Genomic DNA, 19,318 nt, shown 5'->3' with positions numbered 1-19,318 from the left:
AAATCCCTCAAACACCACCAGCCCCGCCAAAGGCACCGCGACCAGCTCGGGGTCATGCTCGGAAAGCTCAAGGATTGGCAGCGCGGCGCAATCGGCTACGGGAGGGGCCCGAAGAGCGCCTCGCACATCTCGGGCAGGCTCACCCTCACGGACGTGCCTGCGCGGTCAGGTTGTCGAGATATAGCGCTGCAAGCACCTGCGCATTACGTGCGAATTCCGGATCCCGGCTGTGCTGGGCCGCGACGATCGCCCCGTCGATCAGAACCGCAAAGCTGCGCGCAACCTCGGCCACGTCCTTTGCCTGCAATTCGATCGCCTGCGCCTTGAGCCAGGTGATCAGGTGTTCCTTATGGAGCGCGGCGGCACGGCGCACCGCGTCATTGCCGGTATCGAACTCGGCCACCGCATTGATGAAAGGGCAGCCGTAGAAGCCGGGATCCGCAAACCAGTCCTGAAGCACGTCAAAGACGGCGAGCAGCCGGTCGCGCGCCGAACCCTCGACCTGCGCAAGCCGACCGAAGAACCACTCGCGCCAGGTCTCGCCCTCGGCCTGCAGCACCGCGGCGATCAGTTCTTCCTTCGATGCAAAGTGATTGTAGAGCGTCGCCTTCGCGGTCTCGGCCCTCGCGAGGATGGTGTCGATACCGGTCGCCGCGAAGCCGTGATTGCAAAACAGGTAGGAAGCCGCGCGCATCAGGCGCTCGCGCGCGTTTTTCGAGGGACGAGCAGCAAAACTCCAGTTGTGGCTGGTATTGGGGCAGAGATTTTGCAGACCGTCTTCCATGAATTCACCTTAATGCATGGGTGAGATTTAAAACAACTCGAGGTTTTGATGGCATAGCCAAGAAGAAAGATCAAGACAGATTGGTCCATTTTGTCGCAGGTGACGCCGGGATCAAGAATCGGGCATTTCTGTATCTTGGGGCAAGCCTCCGACCAAATACGGTCATTCTACCCCTTTTTTTGCTTATTTTTTTCTCAGTTTTGGAATTTTGCGGCGGAAACGTCCGGTTCGATTGACGATCCTCCCTCACGGTGCAGTGAATAGACAGACCTGTTCGTTTCCACCCCGGAAGGAGATCCGATGGCCATGACGCTCACCTTGTCCGACAGCGCTGCGCAAGGCACCCAAGACGCCCCGCGCCGCCGCCCTGCCCCGGTCGGGGCCCATGTCGCCATCAAGGGGCTGAGCCATGCGTATCGTCGCCATGATGGCAAGGTGCTCGACGGGATCGACTTCGAGATCAAAGCCGGGGAGGTCGTGGCGCTGCTGGGCCGTTCGGGCTGCGGCAAGTCCACCTTGCTGCACATGCTCTCGGGGCTGACGCACCCTTCCGAAGGTGAAGTCGTCATCAACGGCAACACGATCCGCGAGCCTTCGCCGAAATGGGTGATGATGTTTCAGGCACCCTCGCTGTTTCCCTGGATGACCGTCGCGCAGAACGCGGCGCTCGGGCTGAAATTCACCCGTCGCAATGACCAGATCGCGAAGCGCATCCCCGAGATCCTCGACCTTGTCGATCTTGGCGCCTTCGCCGATCGCAATGCGCAAGAGCTCTCCGGCGGGCAGCAGCAGCGCGTGGCCTTGGCCCGCTCGCTCGCGCCCAAGCCCGAGATGCTGCTGCTTGATGAACCCTTCTCTGCGCTCGACGCCTTTACCCGGCGCAACCTGCAACGCGATGTGCGCCAGATCGCCCGCGATCTCGGGCTGACCCTCGTGCTGGTCACCCATGATGTGGGCGAGGCTGTCCGCATGGCCGACCGCGTGATCGTGCTCAAGGCCAATCCCGGCCGCGTCTTCGAGGACACCGTGATCACGCTCTCGGAAGAGGAGCGCAGCGGCGGCTCCGACGAATTCCAGGCCGAACACAGCCGCCTGATGAACATCTACTCGCAGGCTGCGGACGCGCCGGGCGAGGCCACTGAGACGACCAATGACTTCACTCAGATCTGAACGGAGACGCGACCGATGACGAAGAAAACCTGCTCTCACAATCACCCTCACGACCTGCACGCCGCCTGCTGCGGTGGCGAAGAAGGGTTTGATCCGGGCCGCCGTCAGACGCTCGATCTGTTGGCCAAGGGCGGGCTCGCGGCCATGCTGGGCGGGTTGGCCGCTGGCCTGCCGCAGATGGCGCGCGCGCAATCCGATGATGTCCTGCGCATCGGCTACCTGCCGATCACCGACGCGACCCCGCTGCTCGTCGCCCATGCCAAGGGCTATTTCGAGGAAGAGGGCATCAAGGCAGAGAAGCCGACGCTGATCCGCTCCTGGCCGGCACTGATCGAGGGCTTCGTGGCGGGCAAGTTCAATCTCGTGCACTTCCTCAAGCCGATCCCGGTCTGGATGCGCTACAACAACAATGTGCCGGTCAAGATCATGGCCTGGGCGCATACCAACGGCTCGGCGCTGGTGGTCGGCAAACATACCGACATCACCGATTTCGCGGGCCTCGGCGGCAAGCAGGTCGCGGTGCCGTTCTGGTATTCGATGCACAATATCGTGCTGCAATACGCGCTGCGCGCCAATGGCATCAAGCCGGTGATCAAGCCGCAGGGCGAGGCGCTGGCTCCCGACGAGTGCAACCTGCAAGTTCTGCCGCCGCCGGACATGCCGCCCGCGCTCGCGGCGAAGAAGATCGACGCCTATATCGTGGCCGAGCCCTTCAACGCTCTGGGTGAGCTGAAGGCAGGCGCGCGGATGCTGCGCTTCACCGGCGACATCTGGAAGAACCACCCCTGCTGCGTCGTGTGCATGCACGAGGAAGACACCACCGCCAAGCCCGAGTGGACGCAAGGCGTGATGAACGCCGTGGTCAAGGCCGCCATCTATGCCAGCCAGAACAAGGCCGAGGTGGCCGAGCTTCTGTCGAAGGACGGCGCAGGCTACCTGCCCGCCCCGGCCCCGGTCGTGACCCGCGCGATGACGCTCTATGCCGATCACCCCGAATATATCGAGGAAGGCGCGATCAAGAACGAGGGCGAATTCCACAACGGCCGAATCGACTTCCAGCCCTGGCCCTATCCGTCCGCGACCAAGCTGATCGTCAACGCGATGAACGAAACGGTCGTGGCCGGCGAGACCACCTTCCTCGAAGGGCTCGACCCGGAGTTCGTGGCCAATGACCTCGTCAACTACGACTACGTGAAAGCCGCGCTCGAGAAATACCCCGAGTGGAAGGCCGATCCGTCGGTCGCCGGCGGCGCGGATCCCTACACTCGCGAGGAGATCTTCAAGCTATGAGTGATGCGGTCCAGCTCCCCTCGACGATCCTGCGCATTCCGCGCCTCGGCTCGGCGCGCAGCCTGATGAACGCGCTGATCGGCATCGCGGCCCTTCTGGGCGTCTGGTGGTTCGGCGGGTTCATCGTCGAGAATGATCCCGACCTTTACGCCTTCGCCGATTTCGCGCCTGCCCCCACGCTCGAGCGGCTCTGGGAGATGATCGTCTCCGGCGAGGTGCTCACGATGTCGGGGCCGTCGCTGGAACGGGTGGGGCTGGGCCTGCTCTTTGCGGCCGCGTTCGGGGTGCCGGTCGGCATCCTGATCGGCCGGGCGCCGAGGATCCACGAGGTCACCAACGTTCCGTTCCAGTTCCTGCGGATGATCTCGCCGCTCAGCTGGATGCCGATCGCCGTCATGGCGTTCGACACCTGGGACGGGGCGATCGTGTTCCTGATCGCGATGGCTGCGGTCTGGCCGATCCTGTTCTCGACCGCCGCGGGCGTCCGCCGGATTGATCCGGCCTGGCTCAAGGTGGCACGCAACCTCGGCGCACGCCCGCTGCATCTGCTGGGCACGGTGATCCTGCCCGCCATCGCGGTCGACGTGATGCAGGGTATCCGGCTCGCGCTGGGTGTGGCCTGGGTCGTCCTCGTGCCTGCCGAATATCTCGGCGTCACCTCGGGCCTCGGCTTCGCGATCAACGATGCCCGCGACACGCTCGACTATTCCCGCCTGGCCGCAACGGTCGTGGTGATCGGGGTGATCGGTTTCGCCCTCGACGCCGCCATCGGCCAGCTCGTCAAGAAGTTCAACTGGGTCCGCGCCACCGCGCATTGACCCGCAATCCGCAGACACCAACCAGGAGGTACTCCCATGTCTGAACCCGCCACCGCACTCACCGGCTGCCTTGCGCCCACCGCCGAGACCTCGTGCCTCGCGCCGATTTCGAAGGAAGGCCTCGATGACCTGATCGCCAAGGGCAAGGCCGATCCGAAAGCCGTCAAGACGCTCAAGTGCAAGACCGTCGCCGAAGGCCGCTTCCGTCACGCGAACTATATCCGCAACCTCGAGCCCTACATCGTCGACGAACCGCCGGGGCTGCTGGGCGACGACACCGCGCCGAACCCCTCCGAAGCCTCGCTGGCTGCGCTGGGTTCGTGCGTCGCGGTCGGCCTGCACGCCAATGCCATCGCTCGCGGCATCACGATCCAGAAGCTCGAGCTCGAGCTGGAAGGTGACCTGAACATCACCGCCGTCTGGGGCACCGGCGACGTGTCGGAAAAGCCTGTCGGCTTCACCGATGTGCGCATCAAGGTCGATATGGAAGCGGATTGCCCGCAAGAAGAGATCGACGCGCTGATCACGCATGTCACGCAGTGGTCGCCGGTGTTCAACACCTTCTCGCGCCCCGTGAACATGGTCGCGGAATCCGTCTGACCCGGGTCGGGAAACGCGCTGACCCAGATGCCGCGCCCTCTTCGGGCGGGCGCGGCCCTCCCCTCCCTCAGTAAAGGACCCGAACCGATGAATGTTGTAGCCCCCATTACCGCCTATGACCCCGCCGAGGTCGAGCGCGTCTCGGCCGAGATGCTGGCGCCGCTCGTGCGCAAGATCGATGACGAGCGGATCTACCCCGAAGAGATCGTGCGCGCCTATGGCAAGGCGGGCGCCTATGGCACCCATATCGGCGGCAAGGACAGCGATGTCGATCTGACGACCGCGGTGCTGGCGATGGCGCGCGCCTCCGAGGAGTGCCTCTCCACCGGTTTCTGCCTCTGGGCGCAGGACACGCTGGCCTGGTATATCGCGAGCTCCGACAACGACCACCTCAAGACCGAGCTTCTGCCCCAGGTCGCGCGCGGCGAGGCTCTGGGTGGCACCGGCATGTCGAACCCGATGAAGGCTCTGGGCGAGATCGAACCGATGCGCCTGAAGGGCGAGCGCGTCGAGGGCGGCTACAAGGTCAAGGGGCTGCTCCCCTGGGTCTCGAACCTGCCCGAGGACGGCTATTTCGGAACGATGTTCCATGTCGAGGTCGAAGGCCAGGACACGCCCAAGCGGGTGATGGCGATCATTCATGCCGGCTGGGACGGCATCAAGCTCAAGCTGGACCACGAATTCGTGGCGATGGGTGGCACCGCGACCTGCAACGTGATGTTCCGCGATGTCTTCGTGTCCGATGACTGGGTGCTGGCCGATCCGGCCGAGCCTTTCGTCAAGCGGATGCGTTCGGGCTTCACCCTGCTGCAATGCGGGATGGCCGCCGGGATCATCAAGAACTGCATCGACCTGATCAAGCAGGTGGAAACCCCGCTGGGCCATGTGAATAAATACCTGCCCGTTCAGGCGAGCGATCTCGAAGCCGAGTATGACGCGCTGGTGGCCGATGTGGTCGAGATGTGCGCCACGCCCTATGACGAGAGCGACGCCTTCTATCTGCGCGTGCTCAAGGCCCGCCTTGCGGGTGGCGAACTGGCGATGAAGGCCGCGCATTGGGCGCAGCTGCATCAGGGCGCACGCGGTTATGTCACCCACGGCGTGGCGCAGCGCCGCCTGCGCGAGGCCTATTTCGTCGGCATCGTGACTCCCGCGACCAAACATCTGCGGATGCTGATCGACCAGCTCGAAGGCTGACCCTACCGGACGTGGCGCGGGGAGAATTCCGCGCGCCACTCCACCCTCGCGACTTTCAGACGATCCAACAGGACGCCGTTCAGGGACGGCGTGAACAGGGAGTATTGTCCAATGGAAACGAAACTTATCACCCCCACCGAGCTGCACGCGCTCAACGATGCCGGTCTGGCTGTCGTGATCGACACGCGCGATCCCGACAGCTTTGCCGCCGGCCACGTCGCGGGCGCTGTGAACATGCATGACATCTTCACCTTCCTCGCCACCTCGGATGCGGCGGGTATGGCCGCGCTCAAGGAGAAGTTCGCCGCCGAGTTCGCAGCCGCCGGGCTTGATGGTGAGAAGACGGCCGTCATCTACGAGGCCTCGATGAATACCGGTTTCGGTCAGTCCTGCCGCGGCTTCTTCCTGCTCTCCTTCCTGGGCTACCCCAAGGTTAAGGTTCTGCATGGCGGCTTCGCGGCCTGGGCCGCCGAGGGGCTTCCGGTCTCGACCGCGCCTGTCGCGCCGACGCCCGGCGGGTTCGAGATCGACCCTTCTGCCGGTGCCATCATGATGGATGTGGCCGACATGAAGGCCGCGATCGACGACCCCGAGGCAGTGATCCTCGACGTGCGCGACATCGACGAATGGATCGCCGAAAGCTCCTCGCCCTATGGCAAGGATTTCTGCCCGCGCAAGGGTCGGATTCCCGGTGCGGTCTGGATCGAGTGGTATCGCATGATGAAACCCGGCGCCCATGGCCCCGAGATGAAATCGAGCGCCGAGGTGCTGGCCGAATGCGCCACCGTCGGCATCACCCCCGATACCCCGGTCAAGATCTACTGCTTCAAGGGCGCCCGCGCCTCGAACACCTTCCTCGCGCTGAAAGAAGCCGGTGTGAAGGATGTCGCGATCTATTTCGGCTCGTGGAACGAATGGTCCCGCGATCCGTCCCTGCCGATCGAGGAAGGGCTGCCCTACGGCGCCTGACCCTGCACCCCCCATCATCTGACAAGGAGATATCAAGATGACCACCCGTGCCGAACTCACTGAGAAGATCGTCGCTCACAAGACCTTCAACGACATCAAATGGAGCGATGTCGCCGCCGCCGTCGGCCAGTCCAAGGAATGGACCACCGCCGCGCTGATGGGCCAGATCTCGCTCTCCAAGGAGCAGGCCTATGCCGCGGGCAATGCGCTTGGCCTGAACTTCTCGGACGAGGAAATCGCGCTGCTGATGACCGTGCCCTATCGCGGTTCGCTGCCGACCGCCGTGCCGACCGATCCGTTGATCTACCGCCTCTACGAGGTGGTGAATGTTTATGGCACCACGATGAAGGCGCTGATCGAGGAAGAATTCGGCGACGGCATCATGTCGGCGATCGACTTCACGATGGACATCTCGCGCAAGGCCGACCCCAAGGGCGACCGCGTGACCATCGTGCTCGACGGCAAGTTCCTGCCCTACAAGATGTATTGACCGGCAAGGGGGGCGGGCCAATCGCGGCCCGCCCCGACCGCCCCTGAAAAGGCATAATCCATGAAACCGATCGTCATCATCGGCGCGGGTCAGGCAGGCCTCGCCCTTGCTGCAAAGCTGCGCGCCCTTGGCTGCGAGACGCCGATCAAGCTGATCGGTGCCGAGCCCGCTCCGCCTTACCAGCGCCCGCCGCTTTCGAAGAAATACATGCTTGGAGAGCTCGACCGCGAGCGTCTCTACCTGCGACCCGAAACCTTCTACGCCGAGAACGCGATCGAGCTGGTGACGGGCACCTGCGTTGCAGCCATCGAAGCCGCGGAAAAGATCGTCGTGCTGGATAACGGCACCCGTATCCCCGCCTCGCAGATCGCGCTTTGCACCGGAGCCGACCCGATCCGGTTGCCCAAGGCGATCGGCGGTGATCTGGCGGGCGTCTATACGATGCGCAACCTTGCCGATGCCGATGCGATGGCTGACGAATTCCGCCCCGGCGCGCGCGTGCTGATCGTCGGCGGCGGCTATATCGGGCTCGAGGCGGCGGCGGTTGCCGCGGCAAAGGGGCTCCAGGTTACCCTCGTCGAGATGGCCCCACGCCTGTTGGCCCGCGTCGCCTGTACCGAAACGGCCGCTTGGTTCAAGGCCCTGCACGAAAGCCATGGCGTCGATATTCGCGAAGGCGTTGGCCTGTCGGAGCTGAAGGGACAGGACGGGCGGGTCACGCGCGCGCATCTGTCCGATGGCACCGATCTCGACGTTGATTTCGTCATCGTGGGGATCGGCGTGCGGCCGGGCGTGGCGCTTGCCGAAGCTGCCGGCCTTGCCATCGAGAACGGCATCCGCACCGATGCGATGGGCGCGACCTCTGCGCCCGGAATCTGGGCTGCGGGGGATTGCGCCTCCTTCCCGCACAAAGGGTGCCGGATACGTCTGGAATCGGTGCCCAATGCGATCGACCAAGCCGAGGCCGTCGCGGCCGCGATGCTCGAACAGGGCGCGCCGTATGTTGCAAAGCCCTGGTTCTGGTCGGACCAATATGACGTGAAACTTCAGATCGCAGGGCTCAATACCGGCCATGACAGTGTGATCGTGCGCCCGGGCGACAAGCCCGGCACGGTCTCTCACTGGTATTTCGCGGGCGCGCGGCTGCTCGCCGTCGATGCGATGAACGACCCGCGCGCCTACATGACCGCGAAGCGCTGGATCGAGGCCGGTCAATCACCCGAACTCGCGGCGCTGGCCGATCCCGCCATCGCCTTGAAATCCGTGCCGCTTGCGGCCCCCCAACCCGAACTTGCAGAGGCTCCATGATCACCGTGACCTTCGAGGGCGCCGACGGCTCCCGCATCACCACCCAGGCCCGCCCGGGCATGACCCTGATGGAAGCCGCCCGTGCAGCCTCGGTGCCCGGCATCCTTGCCGAATGCGGCGGGGCTTGTTCGTGCTCGACCTGCCATGTCTATGTGGCGCCTGATTTCTTCGACCTGCTGGAACCAGCCGGCGAAATGGAGGTGGATCTTCTGGACTTCGCCTGGGAGCCCGATCCTGCGCGCTCGCGCCTGTCTTGCCAGATCGTGCTGAGCGAGGCCCTCGACGGGCTGGTGGCACGGGTGCCCGAACGCCAAGGCTGATCGCCAATCGCGGAATGCGCGGCTTGTAGAGCTCTTATGTCACGCCACCGACGACCAGGTCTGGGCCATGGCGATGCATGTCAATGTTCACCTGCCCTACCTGGACGGTCATCCGATACTGTTCGGTCCACCGCCGCCCGCCGGGGCATTCGGGCCGCAGGTTCAACAGGCTTGAGATAGTCCGTGTCACGGATCATGCTGAGGGCATGCAATATCGTTTCGCCGACTGTGAGCTTGATACAGACGCCTTCGCGCTGACGCGCGGCGGCCGCTCCGTTCACGTCGAGCCGCAGGTCTTCGATCTGCTCGTGATGCTCGCGGAGGCCCAGGGCGAATTGGTGAGCTACGACCAGTTGGTCGAACGGGTATGGCACGGCCGTATCGTGTCAGATGCGACGATCGCCGCGCGCATCAGTTCCGCCCGAAGCGCAGTCGGTGACGATGGCAAGCGTCAGGCCGTGATCAGAACCGTGTCGCGGCGCGGTCTTCAGATGGCGGTGAGCGTTGAGCGCGCGGGAACTCGGGCCCAGCGCACAAACTCAAACGATACGCGCGATGCACGACGCCAGACGATCCGGTACACCGCTTCGCGCGACGGAACTTCGATCGCATATGCCTCGATCGGAGACGGCCCGCCTCTTCTGCGCGGGGGGCATTGGCTCAGTCATCTCGAACAGGACTGGAATAGTCCGATCTGGCGCCCGATGCTTGAGCGCTTGAGCCGTCAGCGACGTCTCGTGCGATATGATCCGCGCGGCACCGGGCTTTCGACGCATGAGTTCGGAAACCCCGGCATCGAAGATTTCGTCGATGACATGGAGGCTGTCGCAAACGCCGCGGGTCTGGAGCGCTTTCCGATCTTCGCGGCATCGCAGAGCGCCCCGATTGCGCTCGCCTTTGCCGCACGGCATCCGGAGCGGGTCAGCAGGCTCGTGCTGATCAATGGCTTTGCCAGAGGGTCTTCGGCGCTGGGAGAGCATGAGAAAACCGAAACCATGGTGGGGCTTATCCAGAGCGGCTGGGGTATTCCCGACAGCGCTTTCATGAAGGCCTTCGCCACGATCTTCGTGCCGACCGCCACAGCTGAAGAGCTCGATAGCCTGATCGAGATGCAAAAGTTGTCGGCCAGCGCCGACACCGCGGCTCGCTTGCGCCGCATTATCGGTGCAATCGACGTGAGCGAGTTGCTGCAACGCGTCACGGCGCCGACCCTTGTGCTGCACTCCACCGGCGACTCGATTCAGCCCTTGTGCCAAGGGCAATACCTCGCTCAACACCTTCCCAACGCAGAGCTGCAACTGATCGACAGCAGCAATCATGTGAGCCTCCCGAGCGATCCGGCCTTTGAGCAGATCTGCTCGGAAATCGAACGCTTCCTGGACGCGGACCTGTCTTGAGGTGTCGCGGCGTGACGCCGGTCAGCACCTTACGCGAAGGCGGCGCGGCGCACTTCTGAAGAAGAATAGAGGAAATCTCAAAGCCTTCTAAAGATCTCCTTCAAGCGCGGATTTTCGGTTCGGGCACAGTGGATACCTGAAGCAACCAGGAGACCAGCCATGAACAGCTCGCAGGACTACCGGACCACCGCCACCGGCGCGATCGATTATGCCCATTACACCCGCGCCGCGATGGCTATCCGTCAGCAGGATGCGCGCGCCATGTTCGGACGTATCGGGACGATCTGGAGGAAGATCACGGACCTGATGGGTGGCGGGCACAACGCCCCCGCATCCAAACCAAAGCGGCTTTCGACGACGCGTTGACGCTGACGCGACAAGACGAAACCGACCGGGTTTGCATGAAACCTGCTATACTGGACTTTCCATGCAGCGGATTGGAGGGGGACAAATGGCTGCCGATGGACGTCAATTCAGCGGTTTGAGCGATGCGCAGGTCAGAGCATTCGATACCGCGGCCCGCGAGGCCCGGAGCTTTCGAGAAAGCCTTCCAAGGCGGCCCGCGCGCCCGACACTCTCACTGGACGACGCGGTCGGACGCTTTCTCGGGCCGCTCCCCGAGGGCGGCATGCCCGAGGACGAGGTGGTCGCGCAAATCGTGCAAGAGTCCGACGGGGGATTGCACTCGATGGCTGCCCCTACATTCTTCGGCTACGTATTGGGCGGCTCGCACCCGGTCGGTGTCGCGGCGGATTTCCTCGTCTCGGCCTGGGGACAGAACTCCGGCACCTCCTTCGAGACGCCCGCAATCACCGGTATGGAGCGCGCGGTTTGTGACTGGGTCATCGATCTTCTGGGATTGCCGTCCGGCAGTGGCTCTGGGCTGGTGACCGGCGGCACGGTGGCGAACATGGTCGGCGTCATGGCGGCGCGGCACGCTCTTCTGGCGGCCCAAGGCTGGGATGTCGAAGCGCATGGCCTTTTCGGAGCGCCCGAAGTTCCCGTGATCATCGGACAGGATGCCCATTCGGCACCCTTCGCGGCACTGCGCTATGCGGGCTTTGGTGCAAAGCGGGTCCACAAAGTCGCCACAGACGCAGAGGGTCGTATTGATCCCGACGCGTTCCGAGACGCCCTGAGCCAGTGCGACGCGCCCCCTCTCGTCATTTTGCAGGCAGGTCAGATCAATACCGGGGCATTCGATCCCTTCTCCGAATTGATCCCCCTGGTGCGCGCAAAGCAGGGCTGGGTCCATGTCGACGGGGCTTTCGGGCTCTGGGTGGCCGCTGTTCCGGAACTGGCCGAGCGCTTGAGCGGTGTCAGTGATGCTGACAGCTGGGCCGTGGATCTGCACAAATGGCTGAATGCTCCCTTTGATGCGGGGATGGTGATCGTCCGAGACCGGGCGCCGCTCGTGGCGTCCATGTCGGCGCGCGGGGCCTATCTTCCCGACACGACCGCCTATTGGGAGCCCGCCGACACGACGCCTGAATTGTCGCGACGCGCCCGAGGTGTTCCAAGCTACGCCATCCTTCGTCATCTCGGACGAACCGGTGTGCGCGAACTGGTGATGCGCCATTGTCGGTTGGCCAATCAAATTGCCAAAGCGCTCTCTGCCGAACCGGGGATACGCGTGCTGAACGAGATCCACAGCAATCAGGTCGCGATTGCCTGCGGGGACGGGCCGGACGGCGATACGCTGACAATGCGGACCCTCGAACGCGTGCAGGGGCGTGGCAAAGTCTATCCAACCCATGGGGAGTGGGCCGGACGGAAGATCATCCGGGCCTCGGTGATCGGCTACGCGATGCAGGATGCTGATGCGGATCTTCTGTCGGCCGAGATCATCGACGCCTTTCGTTGGTGCCAGGACCATCCGGAATAAGCCTGGCCGTGCGATCCCCGCGTCAGAACCTTGCCGGGCCGATGATGCTCCCCCTGGATTGCGTCGGACGATCCCTCCGGTCTCTGCGCTCTCGCCGGTTCCAAGCTTCCGCAGACAACATGAGCGCGGCTCAAAGTACAGTGCGCGTGAGGCGCTTGATCACCATCTTCGAGCGCCCGTCACCGTCCACGGTGCGCACCTCCATCTGGAAGCTGCTGCGGCTCCCGTCGGGCGCCAGAACGGTGAGATCGTCGATATCCGAAGCGCTCTCCATCTGGTGGCGGGCATATTTCATCCCCCGCAGTCTGGGCGGCAATTCGGTCTCTATGAAGGTCGCGATATCGTCCGCGCCAGAGATGACGCCGAAACCGGAGGCTGTCGACCAGACGCCATCGGGATCAAACAGGCTCGCAGCACCCGCACCATCGCGCCTGTCCACGCAGTCGAGAAAGCGCATCAGGAGCGATCTTTGCGAGTGGCGCGCGGCATAATGGGTATGGAGCAATTGGTGAGCGGCGCGAGAGTTCGGTGCTCCAAGTTCGGAGGCGTAGAGCGCCTGAACATCCGTGTTCTCGTAGGAGCGGCGACGCGGTGCTGTCGCATCGACCCCGTAAATCGCCTTGGCGCGTTTTTGCAGAATGAGCGGGTCCATGGATTTCGGCTCTCCCCCTCCCCCGAGGCAACCACCGACGCAGGCCATGACCTCGATGGCGACGTAGTCCTCGCGCCAGTCCTCGTCTTCCAGCATGCGTTGGGCCGCAGCGATGCCGCTGCACACGGCCACCGTGCCGACACCGGGGATCGTCGCGGTTTTCACGCCCTCACGGACGCCGCGCAACGCCTCCCATTCCAGGGGCAGATCGTCTTCGACCCCTTTGAAATGCGCGGCCGTGCGGACCATCGCCTCCATGACCCCGCCGGATGCGCCGAATATCTGGGCAGCCCCGGTGCTCTCGCCCAGCGGGCTGTCGAACTGTCCGTCTTCAGCCAGCGCGCCGAACGGAATCCCGCGTGACCGGATCATCCGCGCCAGTTCGCGCGTCGTGAGCACATGATCCACATCGCCAGAGACGCCGGGGCGCTTTGCCTCGTCCTTCTTGGCCGTGCAGGGCATCACGCTCACGACATAGGGTTCAACCGTCCCATCCGCGAAATCGGGTCCCAGGGAGCGTGCAAAACGGCCCCGTTTGGCGATCGCACCATGCATCTGTTGGGGCGATTTGGTCGTGCTCAGATGCGGCAGGAGATCGGGGCGGTTCAATTCCACCCAGTTCACCCAACCCGGACAACAGGACGTGAACAGCGGAAGCTCGGTGCCGGCCTCGAGCCGCGACAACAGTTCCGTCCCCTCCTCCATGATCGTGAGGTCGGCGGCGAAATTCGTGTCGAAGACATAATCGAAACCGAGCATCCGCAGCGCGTTGATCAATCGGCCCGTGCTCACGGTTCCCGGCTTCAGTCCGAACTCTTCGCTGATGGCGACGCGGGTCGCGGGAGCGACCTGAACGACCGACACGCGCCGACGCGCATCGAGCGTATGCAGAACCTCATGCCAGTGCGGCGCCTCGATCAGAGCGCCCACCGGACAGACAAGCGTGCATTGGCCACAGGAAATGCAATTGGTATCCGACAGGGGCGCGTCGAAGACGGTGACGGGGCGGCGGTCGAATCCCCGGTCGGCAAAGCCGATCACGTTCTGGTTCTGCACGCTCTCCCCGCAGACCTCCGCGCACAGGCCGCACTCGATGCATTTCGACAGATCCCGCCAGATGCTGGGAGAGGTATGATCGGAGGCGAGCTCTTGTGACGCGGATACTGCCCCGTCGGGGACCTTGGGCCAACGGTCCTCCCACTGGTTTTCGCTGACGAGACGCTGGAGCCGACAGGCCCCGTTCACCTCGCAGCGCATACAGTCATTCGGATGGCGCGCGAGAAGCCATTCTGCATCGGCTTTTCGGAATGCAGTCAGGGCCTCGGTATCCGTTGTCACGACATCGCCGTCCTTCGCCAAGGTGCGACAGGCCGGTTGGGGATTGGGGATACCCTCGATCTCGACGAGACACATGCGGCACACGGCATGGGCCGGAAGGCCGGGATAAAAGCACAAGGTCGGGACATGGATACGCGCCGCCTTTGCCGCATCCAGCAAGCTGGTGCCTTCGTCGACCTCAACGTGCCGTCCATTGATCGAAAGCGTGATCATGCGAAAGAGCCTCCCCAGTCCAGAAGTATAACAGATGCCTGCACCGCGGCAGAAGGCTCGCGTTTTCGGCATGTCTCGGAGCACCGTGGCTTTCGGCAAATCCCCAACTTCCGGGCAGCCGTGCTAGACTGAAGGCTGATGGTGCTGGAAAGGACGGCGGTAATGACCCGAGCCACCCGGACATCAAGGCCAGCCTCATTTAGGGGCATCGGCGGTTACTGGCGCGGCGACTGCCCGCCATGGATCGCCCTCTTTGTGGTGCTGATCGGTGGGCGGTGGGTCGTTGTCCAGCTTTGGCAAAGCATATCGCTGCCGGTCTCGCCGCCCCTCTTCGCATGGCTCGTGCTGGGTGACATGGTGCTGGCGCTTTGGCAGCTGGTCGGGGCGTGGCGCAGCCTTTCGCGCTGGGTCGACTCGAGGGCGCGAGGTGAAATGCTGCTCGCAGGACGCGTGGCGATGGTGGTGACGGCGGTGGTGAGCGTGACCCACGCACTCGATCAGGCGGCGCGGGAGACAGCGGCCTTGGCGCCGGTCTCTTTCGTCGGGCCGAGACCGCTGGAGGTGCGCAACCGGGTCGCTTATCTGACGGGAGATATCAGCTACGATCTTCTGGCGCGGTTCGAGGCAACCCCGATGAAGGATGTCTCGATGCTTGATCTCGACAGTGCCGGCGGACAGGTCTTCGCCGCGCGGGCAATGGCAAAACGAGTGATGGCATGGGGGCTGGATACGCAGGTGACAAAGCGCTGCTATTCTGCCTGTACGCTGATCTTCATGGCAGGCTCTCGTCGTGACCTTGGCCCCGAGGGGGAACTCGGTTTTCACGGCTATCTTTTGCAAGCACAGCCATTACCGATCGACGTCGGGCAGGAGGAGGCGATCGATCGCGCCTTTCTGCGCGATCAGGGCGTGACGGCCAGTTTTGCCACGCAGGCCTTCGCGACACCGCACCGCGACATCTGGCGCCCGGACCGCCAAGTGCTGATCGCCGCCGGGGTGCTCCGCGACTGACAATTGACCATCTCCAGGCCAAGCGTGCCCTGCCAACTGAAGGCCTGCGGACGCCCTGAAAGCAGCGAAAAACGATCGGCTGGCGGAGAGGAATGCCCGCTCCCAGGCCCTCAGCCGACAGAACGACGCCTTCGTCGCGCATTCCAACCGTCAGCGCCTCTAGAAAGGCGCGCAGAACCTTACGCCGTCCGACATTTACTTCCGGCGCGGCCAAGCCATCGTGCAAAAAAGGATCGAACGATCCTATTTCTTGGGCGCATAGTGCCCTCCCAACCCATTGCGACTGATGAAAAAATACCTCTTGGCACGCGCCGACCCTCGACCCAAGGACGGCTATTGCCCCGCGCGCAGCCAGAACAGATGGCGCCTCATGCCGGCACGGTGCCCACATGCCGATCCATGGATCCTGTGTCCGGGCAATGGGCGTAGCTGTTTTCAAGCCGAGATCCTGGACCGGCGTTCGCGCAGTTGCCGAAGCAGAAGCGCCGCGAGGAACATCCCGGTCAGGATCAGCACGATCGTTGGCGCGGGCGCCGCATCGAGCCAGAACGCGGCATAGATCCCCACAAATCCCGAGATCAGCGCCGCAGCGACGGAGGTCATCAGCATCGCCGTGAAGCGGCGCGTCAGAAGAAAGGCGATGGCGCCCGGGGCGATCAGATAAGCCACGGAGAGGATGATGCCCACCGAGGACAGCATCGCCACAATGGTTGCCGACAGGATCGCCAGAAGCCCGTAATGCAGCCAACCGACCCGCAACCCGATCATCCGCGCCTGCACCGGATCGAAACTATGGGCGAGGAAATCGCGCCATTTCACGCCGAGGATCAACGTCACCGCCCCCGAGATCAGCCCGGCCGTCCACAGGTCTTCCCGCCCCACGCCCAGCATGTTGCCGAACAGGATGTGATCGAGATGGAGCGCGCTCTCGATCTGCGTGTAGATCACGATGCCCAGCCCGAACATTCCGGAAAAGACCACGCCCATCACGGTATCCTGCTTGATGCGCGAATTCTCCTTGATGAACCCGGTCCCCACCGCGCAGAGAAGCCCCGCGAGAAACGCGCCGATGATCAGTGGAACCCCCGCGACATAGGCAAGAACGACACCGGGGAGCACCGCATGGCTCGTCGCATCCCCCATCAGCGACCAGCCCTTGAGTACAAGAAACGTGCTCAGCATCGCCGCGGCCGGGGCAATCAGCGCCACGATCACGAAGGCGTTCTGCATGAAGGCAAACTGGAAAGGCAGAAGCAGGTCTCCCATCACAGGCTCTCCTTCAGCGCCTCACGGGCGCGGGCACGCGCCGCGAGCATCCCGTGCTTGGGCGCGAAGACGAGCGCGGCCCCGAAGAGCATCGTTTGCAGGCAGACGATTACGCCACCCGTCGCTCCGTCGAGGAAATAGCTCAGATAGGCGCCGAGCGCGGATGTCAGCGCGCCGATCGTCACCGACAGGGCCAAGAGCCGCGGGAAACGGTCGGTGAGCAGGTAGGCCGTCGCTCCCGGCGTCACCACGAGCGCGATCACCAGAAACGCGCCTACCGTCTGCATCGCGGCCACCGTCGAGGCCGAGAGCAGCGTGAAGAACACCAGCCGCAGCGCCGTCACGTTCAGCCCGATCGAACGCGCATGCGCCTCGTCGAAAAACATCGCCATCAGCTCGCGCCATTTCGCCAGCAGCACTGTCAGCGAGACTCCCCCGATGATCACCAGTTGCACCGTATCGCCAGGCGAAATCGCGAGGATATTGCCCATGATGATGGTCTGGATCGAGACCGCCATCGGGTTCAGCGAAACCATGAACAGCCCCAACCCGAAGAACGCGGTGAAGATCAGCCCGATCACCACGTCCTCCTTCAGCCCCGAGCGCTGGCGCAGGAACAGCATCGCCAGCGCCGCGAGCCCCCCTGACAGGAACGCCCCCAGCGCGAAGGGCAGGCCCAGCATATAGGCGCCCGCGACACCGGGGACGACGGAATGGGAAAGCGCATCGCCGATCAGCGACCACCCCTTGAGCATCAGATAGGCCGACAGGAAAGCGCAGACCGCACCGACGAGGGCCGAGACCCAGATCGCATTGGTCATGTAGCCGTATTGGAAGGGCTCGAGCCAGATCATGACCGCCCCTTCAGCGTGCGGGTGCGGTCGTCATAGATCACCAGCGGGCGCTCATCATCCGAGAAGACCTCGAGCTTGCGCTGGTCGGTATCGTTATGCAGGCGCTCGCCTTCGAGCATGAAGTGGCGCAGCACGCCCCCGAAGGCCTCGCGCAGCTTCTGCGAGGTGAAGACCTCCGCCGTCGCCCCATAGGCCAGCACCGTGCCCTTGACCAACACGACCCGGTCGCAGAATTCGGGCACCGAGCCGAGGTTATGCGTGGCCACCAGCATCACCCGGCCCTCGGCGCGCAGATCGCGCAGCAAGGCGATGATCTGGTCTTCGGTCTTCACATCGACCCCGGTGAAGGGCTCGTCGAGCAGGATCACCTGCGCATCCTGCGCGAGCGCCCGCGCAAGAAAGACGCGCTTTTTCTGCCCGCCCGAAAGCTCGCCGATCTGGCGGTGGCGAAATTCGGTCATATTGACCCGCGCCAGCGCGACGGCGACCGCATCGTGATCGGCAGGGCGCGGGCGTCGGAAGAAGCCCATATGGCCGTAACGGCCCATCATCACCACGTCCTCGACCAGCACCGGGAAGGTCCAGTCAACCTCCTCGGCTTGGGGAACATAGGCCACCGCCTGCGCCTTCATCACCTCGCGCACCGGCCGACCGAGGATCTCGATCTCGCCCGCCGCAACCGGAACGAAGCCCATCAGCGCCTTGAAAAGCGTGGATTTCCCCGACCCGTTCACGCCGACGAGCGCAGCGATCGTGCCACGCGGGATCGCAAAGCTCGCATCGCGCAGCGCGGTGTGGCCGTTGCGATAGGTCACGGTCACGCCCGTCGCGCGGATGCCGTCTTCGTTCGGAGCCTCGCTCATGGCTGCAGACCTTTCACGATCGTCTCGGAGGTCACGCGCAGCAGGTCGAGATAGCTCGGCACCGGCCCGCCCGGCTCGGAAATGCTGTCGACATAGAGGACGCCGCCATATTTCGCGCCGGTTTCGCGCGCGACCTGTTTGGCGGGCTTGTCCGACACCGTGCTTTCGGAAAATACCACCGGGATGTTCTTGGACCGCACCGCGTCGATGACGGCACGCACCTGCTGCGGCGTGCCCTGCGCATCGGCATTGATCGGCCAGAGATAGACCTCCTTCAGACCGAAATCCCGCGCGAGATAGGAAAACGCTCCTTCCGAAGTCACCAGCCAGCGGCGATCTTCCGGCAGAGCGCGGGCGGCCTCGCGCAAAGGCCCGATCACCTCGGCCATCTGCGCCTTGTAGGCCTCGGCATTGGACGCATAGCTGGCGGCGTTCTCGGGATCGGCCGCGCTCAGCGCATCGCGGATATTGTCGATGTAGATTTCCGAGGAGGAGAGCGCCATCCAGCCATGCGGGTTCGGCTTGCCGTCATAGTCGCCGCCCGAGATCGAGATCGGTTCGATCCCGTCGGAGACCGTTGCGGCAGGCACGTTGCGCAGGTTCGAGAAGAACTGTTCGAACCAGCGCTCAAGGTTGAGCCCATTCCACAAGATCAGATCGGCATCCTGCGCTTTCACGAGATCGCGCGGCGTCGGCTGGTAGCCGTGAATCTCGGCGCCGGGCTTGGTGATCGAGACCACCTCCGCCGCATCGCCCGCCACGTTCTGCGCCATATCCGCGATCACTGTGAAGGTCGTGACGACCTTGAGCTTGGCTTCGGCCCATGCAGGCCCGGCCAGCGCAAACGCCGCCACCATGCCAAGAACACCTCTTCTGCCGATCATCTAAGTCCT

General features: G+C 63.8%; 19 protein-coding genes. 13 read left to right on the top strand and 6 right to left on the bottom strand.

The genetic code is table 11. From position 1 onward, the window contains the following. Window positions 1-145 precede the first annotated feature (145 nt). The gene (locus TP2_RS04545) at window positions 146-784 is read right to left on the bottom strand and encodes a TetR/AcrR family transcriptional regulator (RefSeq protein WP_051692178.1); all 639 of its coding nucleotides are present in this window, start codon (window positions 782-784) and stop codon (window positions 146-148) included. 300 nt (window positions 785-1,084) lie between these two features. Here TP2_RS04545 and TP2_RS04540 point away from each other — a divergent pair, with 300 nt between their 5' ends. The 12 genes from TP2_RS04540 (at window position 1,085) to TP2_RS04485 (ending at window position 12,228) form a co-directional block, all read left to right on the top strand. Beyond that, complete coding sequence (locus TP2_RS04540; protein WP_206198310.1) at window positions 1,085-1,954, top strand: ABC transporter ATP-binding protein; 870 nt, start codon at window positions 1,085-1,087, stop codon at window positions 1,952-1,954. A 15-nt stretch (window positions 1,955-1,969) separates the two neighbouring features. Continuing rightward, window positions 1,970-3,244, top strand: coding sequence for an ABC transporter substrate-binding protein (locus TP2_RS04535; RefSeq protein WP_084713939.1), 1,275 nt, complete (start codon window positions 1,970-1,972; stop codon window positions 3,242-3,244). Then, window positions 3,241-4,062 (top strand): ABC transporter permease, encoded by an 822-nt coding sequence (locus TP2_RS04530; RefSeq protein WP_038074070.1) that lies wholly within the window; start codon window positions 3,241-3,243, stop codon window positions 4,060-4,062. Before TP2_RS04535 ends, TP2_RS04530 begins: the two co-directional genes overlap by 4 nt. A gap of 36 nt (window positions 4,063-4,098) precedes the next feature. Continuing rightward, a complete protein-coding gene (locus tag TP2_RS04525) occupies window positions 4,099-4,662 on the top strand; it encodes an OsmC family protein (protein WP_038074067.1) in 564 nt (187 codons plus the stop codon). A gap of 87 nt (window positions 4,663-4,749) precedes the next feature. Further along, window positions 4,750-5,859, top strand: coding sequence for an acyl-CoA dehydrogenase family protein (locus TP2_RS04520; protein ID WP_038074063.1), 1,110 nt, complete (start codon window positions 4,750-4,752; stop codon window positions 5,857-5,859). A gap of 111 nt (window positions 5,860-5,970) precedes the next feature. Then, complete coding sequence (locus TP2_RS04515) at window positions 5,971-6,828, top strand: sulfurtransferase (RefSeq protein ID WP_038074060.1); 858 nt, start codon at window positions 5,971-5,973, stop codon at window positions 6,826-6,828. Between the two features lie 37 nt (window positions 6,829-6,865). Next, window positions 6,866-7,318 (top strand): cyanase, encoded by a 453-nt coding sequence (cynS, locus tag TP2_RS04510; RefSeq protein ID WP_038074057.1) that lies wholly within the window; start codon window positions 6,866-6,868, stop codon window positions 7,316-7,318. A 60-nt stretch (window positions 7,319-7,378) separates the two neighbouring features. Continuing rightward, window positions 7,379-8,626, top strand: a complete 1,248-nt coding sequence (locus TP2_RS04505; protein WP_051692177.1) for an NAD(P)/FAD-dependent oxidoreductase — start codon at window positions 7,379-7,381, stop codon at window positions 8,624-8,626. Then, a complete protein-coding gene (locus TP2_RS04500; RefSeq protein ID WP_038074054.1) occupies window positions 8,623-8,946 on the top strand; it encodes a 2Fe-2S iron-sulfur cluster-binding protein in 324 nt (107 codons plus the stop codon). Before TP2_RS04505 ends, TP2_RS04500 begins: the two co-directional genes overlap by 4 nt. Before the next feature lie 206 nt (window positions 8,947-9,152). Then, entirely contained in the window at window positions 9,153-10,343 is a 1,191-nt protein-coding gene (locus TP2_RS04495) for an alpha/beta hydrolase (protein ID WP_038074053.1), read from the top strand. A gap of 159 nt (window positions 10,344-10,502) precedes the next feature. After that, a complete protein-coding gene (locus TP2_RS04490) occupies window positions 10,503-10,709 on the top strand; it encodes a hypothetical protein (RefSeq protein ID WP_038074050.1) in 207 nt (68 codons plus the stop codon). 85 nt (window positions 10,710-10,794) lie between these two features. Further along, a complete protein-coding gene (locus tag TP2_RS04485) occupies window positions 10,795-12,228 on the top strand; it encodes a pyridoxal phosphate-dependent decarboxylase family protein (RefSeq protein ID WP_051692176.1) in 1,434 nt (477 codons plus the stop codon). A gap of 130 nt (window positions 12,229-12,358) precedes the next feature. Here the strand turns inward: TP2_RS04485 and TP2_RS04480 are convergent, their stop codons facing one another. Continuing rightward, the gene (locus TP2_RS04480; RefSeq protein WP_038074047.1) at window positions 12,359-14,431 is read right to left on the bottom strand and encodes a [FeFe] hydrogenase, group A; all 2,073 of its coding nucleotides are present in this window, start codon (window positions 14,429-14,431) and stop codon (window positions 12,359-12,361) included. A 138-nt stretch (window positions 14,432-14,569) separates the two neighbouring features. On the opposite strand from TP2_RS04480, the gene TP2_RS17875 reads away from it, so the two are divergent. Then, complete coding sequence (locus tag TP2_RS17875) at window positions 14,570-15,442, top strand: hypothetical protein (protein ID WP_157617039.1); 873 nt, start codon at window positions 14,570-14,572, stop codon at window positions 15,440-15,442. Window positions 15,443-15,877: 435 nt separating this feature from the next. On the opposite strand, the gene TP2_RS04470 is transcribed toward TP2_RS17875, so the two are convergent. The 4 genes from TP2_RS04470 to TP2_RS04455 are packed head-to-tail and all read right to left on the bottom strand — an operon-like array spanning window position 15,878 to window position 19,309. Next, the gene (locus TP2_RS04470; protein WP_157617038.1) at window positions 15,878-16,708 is read right to left on the bottom strand and encodes a metal ABC transporter permease; all 831 of its coding nucleotides are present in this window, start codon (window positions 16,706-16,708) and stop codon (window positions 15,878-15,880) included. Continuing rightward, entirely contained in the window at window positions 16,708-17,562 is an 855-nt protein-coding gene (locus TP2_RS04465; RefSeq protein WP_038074042.1) for a metal ABC transporter permease, read from the bottom strand. The genes TP2_RS04470 and TP2_RS04465 overlap by 1 nt, the downstream gene beginning before the upstream one ends. Next, complete coding sequence (locus TP2_RS04460; RefSeq protein WP_038074039.1) at window positions 17,559-18,425, bottom strand: manganese/iron ABC transporter ATP-binding protein; 867 nt, start codon at window positions 18,423-18,425, stop codon at window positions 17,559-17,561. The genes TP2_RS04465 and TP2_RS04460 overlap by 4 nt, the downstream gene beginning before the upstream one ends. Continuing rightward, window positions 18,422-19,309, bottom strand: a complete 888-nt coding sequence (locus tag TP2_RS04455) for a metal ABC transporter substrate-binding protein (RefSeq protein ID WP_038074038.1) — start codon at window positions 19,307-19,309, stop codon at window positions 18,422-18,424. Before TP2_RS04455 ends, TP2_RS04460 begins: the two co-directional genes overlap by 4 nt. Window positions 19,310-19,318: the final 9 nt, after the last annotated feature.

This window comes from Thioclava pacifica DSM 10166 (assembly GCF_000714535.1).
In the GTDB taxonomy this organism is placed as follows: domain Bacteria; phylum Pseudomonadota; class Alphaproteobacteria; order Rhodobacterales; family Rhodobacteraceae; genus Thioclava; species Thioclava pacifica.
The sequence above is the reverse complement of the archived record's forward strand: the minus strand, read 5'-3'. Positions and strand labels throughout refer to the sequence as shown.